We start from the raw sequence: 4,715 nt of genomic DNA on the forward strand, positions 1-4,715 counted from the left end.
GTGTCCGGCACGGCCGCCGCCGTCGCTCCCGTCCGTCCGTCTCTCCGTCCGGTCACGCCTTGGTGAGGTCCTCGACCTCCTCCTCGGGCTCCCGCCCCGGGGTGGGAAGGTTGAACTTGGTGATGGCGAAGCGGAAGACCACGTAGTAGACCGCCGCGAACACCAGGCCGACCGGGATGATCAGCCAGGGTTTCGTCGCCAGATGCCAGTTCAGCCCGTAGTCGATGAGGCCGGCGGAGAACGTGAACCCGTGGTGCGCGCCCAGGGCCCAGGTCACCGCCATGGATATCGCCGTCAGCACGGCGTGCAGCGCGTACAGCAGCGGCGCGATGAAGAGGAAGGAGAACTCGATCGGCTCGGTGATGCCGGTCACGAAGGAGGTCAGGCCGACCGAGAGCATCATGCCGAGCACGGCCTTGCGGCGCTCCGGGCGGGCGCAGTGCGCGATCGCCAGCGCGGCGGCCGGCAGACCGAACATCATGATCGGGAAGAAGCCGGTCATGAAGAGTCCGGCGCTCGGGTCGCCCGCGAAGAACCGGTTGAGGTCACCGGTGACCGCCTCGCCCCCGTCCTGGTACGAACCGATCTCGAACCAGGCCACCGTGTTCACGAACTGGTGCATACCGACTGGGATCAGCGCCCGGTTGACGAGACCGAAGAGGCCGGCACCGAGGGCGCCCAGCCCGGTCAGCCACTCGCCGACCGCGTGGATGCCGTCCCCGATCGGGCCCCAGACCAGCCCGAACACCACACCCACCAGCGTGCCGACAAAGGCCATGATGATCGGCACCAGCCGGCGGCCGTTGAAGAAGCCGAGCCAGTCGACCAGTTTGGTGCGGTGGTAGCGCTGCCAGAAGACCGCGGCCAGCAGACCCATCACGATGCCCCCCAGCACCCCGGGGTTGTGGTACTGCGCCGCGACGTCCGCGCCCTCCTTGACCTGCGCCTCGCTGACGGGGAACGCGGTCAGGACGTTCTTGTAGACGAGGAAGCCGACGAGGGCCGCGAGCGCGGTGGAGCCGTCGGCCTTCCTGGCGAAGCCGATGGCCACGCCGATGCAGAACAGCAGCGGCAGATTGTCGAAGATGGCGCCGCCGGCCGTGGCGAACACGGCCGCGACCTTGCCCCATTTCAGGCCGTCGTCGCCGAAGACGTCGGGCTGGCCGAGGCGGAGCAGGATGCCGGCGGCGGGCAGAACGGCGATGGGCAGCTGGAGGCTGCGTCCGACCTTCTGCAGACCCTGCCACAAACCGGAGCCCCGCCTTTTCGCGGGAGCCGCGTTGTCAGTCGTCGTACTCATCGGGTTCCTTCCGGAGCGGATGCGGACCCGGGACCCCGGCCCGTCGGGACACCGCGCCGCGCGGTCTACACCAAGTGGTTTAGACCTCTTGTACCACGCTCCGGAACACTGAGGAAGCCTCCGGCCAAAGCTTCGGCATCACAACTGTGCATACCCGCGGAAGCCCCGGTTCCAGGGGTGGAACCGGGGCGCGGGGCGTCCGGAAGGGCAAGTGGGGGTAGCCGGAGGGGGGTTGGAAACCGGGGCGGGGGCCGGGCCGGCTCCGGGTCCGGGCCGGGTTCGGCTCCGGGGCCGGGCCGGGCCGGGTTCGGGGCCGGGCCGGGGGTCAGGGGGCCGTGGCCCCTTTCTCCGTCTCCTGCTCCACGTCTTCCGGTTCCCGGCCCGGGGTGGCCAGGCCGAACTTGGTGATGGTGAAACGGAAGACCACGTAGTAGACCACCGCGAAGCACAGCCCGATCGGGATGATCAGCCAGGGTTTGGTCGCCAGATGCCAGTTGACGATGTAGTCGATCAGCCCGGCGGAGAAACTGAACCCGGCGTGCACCCCCAGCGCCCAGGTGACCGCCATCGAGACCCCGGTCAGCAGCGCATGGATGCCGTACAGCACCGGTGCGACGAACAGGAAGGAGAACTCGATCGGCTCGGTCACCCCCGTGACGAAGGAGGTCAGGCCGACCGAGAGCATCATGCCGGTGACCGCCTTCCGGTGCTCCGGGCGGGCGCAGTGCGCGATGGCCAGCGCCGCGGCCGGCAGTCCGAACATCATGATCGGGTAGAAACCGGCCATGAACTGCCCCGCGTCCGGGTCCCCGGCGAAGTAGCGCGTCAGATCGCCCTGCACCGTCTCCCCCTCCGGCCCCTCGAACTCCCCGGCCTGGAACCAGAAGAAGGTGTTCAGGAACTGATGCATACCGATCGGGATCAGCAGTCGGTTGGCCACCCCGAAGATTCCGGCGCCCCATTCCCCCATGTCGATCAACTGCTTGGCGACCCAGGTCAGCCCGTCACCCACCGGTTCCCACAACAGCCCGAACCCCACGCCCAGCACCGTGCAGAGGAACGCCATGATGATGGGCACCAGCCGGCGGCCGTTGAAGAAGCCGAGCCAGTCGACCAGCTTGGTGCGGTGATAGCGCTGCCACATCACCGCGGTGAGCAGACCGATGAGGATGCCGCCGAGCACTCCCGGATTCTGCGGCTCCCCGTCCGGCAGCGCCTCGGTGACCGAGCCCTCGACCGGGAAGGCCGCCAGGACATTGTGGTAAACGAGAAAACCGACGACGGCGGCGAGCGCCGTGGAGCCGTCGGCCTTCCGCGCGAAGCCGATCGCCACCCCGATGCAGAACAGCAGCGGCAGCCCGAACGCCCCGTCCAGGATGGACGTGCCGCCCATCAGCAGCACCTTGGCGGTCCTCGCCCAGAAGTCCCCCTCGCCGTAGGCCTCGATCAGATTGCCGAGACTCACCAGCAGCCCGGCCGCGGGCAGGACGGCGATCGGCAGCTGGAGACTCCGCCCGATCTTCTGCAGCCCCCGGAACAGCACGGACGTCCAGGACGTGTGCGGCCGCCTGCCGGCGGTGGTCGCCTCCGAACTCATCCCGTCCTCCCGATCCGCTCGCGATCCGCTCGCTTGCACCGTCCCGCCTCCCGGAGGGTTGGCAAGCGCGCCATACTGGTGTAGACCAGTCGCCGGGTGCGTCCGACGCCGCACCGTCCGGGGTGCGGCACCGGTGAGCGCCATCCTTCGCCAGATGGCGGACACTTGCCCGCGAAGATGGGCCAAACGTGCGTTAGCGTGAAAGCGGTCGGCGGGTCGCCGCAGTGCCGAGAGAAGCGTGCCGAGAACACCAGGAGTGGACATGGCCAGCAAGGCTGAGAAGATCGTCGCCGGGCTCGGCGGGCTCGACAACATCGAAGAGGTCGAGGGCTGCATCACCCGCCTCCGCACCGAGGTGGCCGACCCGTCCCTCGTCGACGAGGCCGCGCTCAAGGCCGCCGGCGCCCACGGCGTCGTCAAGATGGGCACCGCGATCCAGGTCGTCATCGGCACCGACGCCGACCCCATCGCCGCCGAGATCGAAGACATGATGTAGCCGGCCCCGGCCCGGCCCCAGCACTCCCGAGGGTTCCGCTGCCCGCCGCCTCCCCGCGCCGGCCGGAGCCCTCGGCGGTTCCCGGGCCGGCCCACGCCGCCGGTCCTCCGCCCCCGCCCGCGCCCCCGCCCGCGCCTCCGCCCCGCCGTTCACCCCCCGCCTCCCACGGGGAACCGGAACGCCGGCTCCCGGGCAGCCGATAGGGTCGGGGGCATGCTTCTCAACGATGGAGTCCGCATCGACGGCCGCGCCCCCGGCCAGCTCCGCCCCGTCACGATCGAACGCGGCTGGAGCAAGCACGCCGAGGGCTCCGTCCTCATCTCCTTCGGTGACACCAAGGTCTTCTGCACCGCCAGCTTCACCGAGGGCGTACCGCGCTGGCGCAAGGGCAGCGGCGAGGGCTGGGTCACCGCCGAGTACTCCATGCTGCCCCGCTCCACCAACACCCGCGGCGACCGCGAGGCCGTCCGCGGCAGGATCGGCGGCCGCACGCACGAGATCTCCCGCCTCATCGGCCGCTCGCTCCGCGCCGTCATCGACTACAAGGCCCTCGGCGAGAACACCGTCGTCCTCGACTGCGACGTCCTCCAGGCCGACGGCGGTACCCGCACCGCCGCCATCACCGGCGCCTACGTCGCGCTCGCCGACGCCATCGGCTGGGCCCAGGGCAAGAAGCTGGTCAAGGCCGGACGCAAGCCCCTCATCGGCACCGTCTCGGCCGTCAGCGTCGGCATCGTCGGCGGCGTACCGCTCCTGGACCTCTGCTACGAGGAGGACGTCACCGCCGAGACCGACATGAACGTCGTCTGCACCGGCGACGGCCGCTTCGTCGAGGTCCAGGGCACCGCCGAGGGCCAGCCCTTCGCCCGCGAGGAGCTCAACGGCCTCCTCGATCTCGCCGTCACCGGCTGCACCGAACTGGCCACCGCCCAGCGCGCGGCGCTCGACGCGACCGCCTGAGGGGCCGCGGCGGGACGTGCGCGCGGGGCCCGACCGGGCCGGAACGGGCCGGCCGTCCCCGCCGGTGCGTGCGCCCAGCCCCGAGCCGTACGGCCTCGGCCGGTCCCGATCCGGGAGAAGCCGGAGCCGGAGCCGAGCGGAGCGCCAAGCCCCGGGCCGCGCCCGGCCCCGGCCCGGCCTGCCCGGCGCCAGGCCGGACCGACCCGGGCCGGCCGGGTGCGAACCGGCCACCACCCCGGCCACTCCCCGGCCGGATCCGCACCGATGACGGCAGCGGGGGCAACTCCGGGTCCCGGACGTGCGTTAATACGAGTACGCACGGGCGTACGGGGCCGTGGCGCGCCCCCCCCCCCCCCCCCCCC

At 71.1% G+C, this 4,715-nt stretch carries 4 protein-coding genes; 2 read left to right on the forward strand and 2 right to left on the reverse strand.

What is annotated here, in order from left to right; all coding sequences use genetic code 11:
• Positions 1-52: 52 nt before the first annotated feature.
• Both KBZ10_RS28805 and KBZ10_RS28810 read right to left on the reverse strand, forming a co-directional pair.
• Positions 53-1,300 (reverse strand): PTS transporter subunit EIIC, encoded by a 1,248-nt coding sequence (locus tag KBZ10_RS28805; RefSeq protein WP_210990690.1) that lies wholly within the window; start codon positions 1,298-1,300, stop codon positions 53-55.
• 325 nt (positions 1,301-1,625) lie between these two features.
• Positions 1,626-2,897 carry a PTS transporter subunit EIIC gene (locus tag KBZ10_RS28810; protein WP_210990691.1) on the reverse strand — a complete coding sequence of 424 codons (1,272 nt, stop codon included), beginning with the start codon at positions 2,895-2,897 and terminating at the stop codon, positions 1,626-1,628.
• Between the two features lie 238 nt (positions 2,898-3,135).
• On the opposite strand from KBZ10_RS28810, the gene KBZ10_RS28815 reads away from it, so the two are divergent.
• Both KBZ10_RS28815 and rph read left to right on the forward strand, forming a co-directional pair.
• A complete protein-coding gene (locus tag KBZ10_RS28815) occupies positions 3,136-3,393 on the forward strand; it encodes a PTS glucose/sucrose transporter subunit IIB (RefSeq protein WP_307847659.1) in 258 nt (85 codons plus the stop codon).
• Between the two features lie 213 nt (positions 3,394-3,606).
• Positions 3,607-4,353, forward strand: a complete 747-nt coding sequence (gene rph, locus KBZ10_RS28820; protein WP_210990692.1) for a ribonuclease PH — start codon at positions 3,607-3,609, stop codon at positions 4,351-4,353.
• Positions 4,354-4,715 lie beyond the last annotated feature (362 nt).

Source organism: Streptomyces sp. F63 (genome assembly GCF_018070345.1).
Lineage (GTDB): Bacteria > Actinomycetota > Actinomycetes > Streptomycetales > Streptomycetaceae > Streptomyces.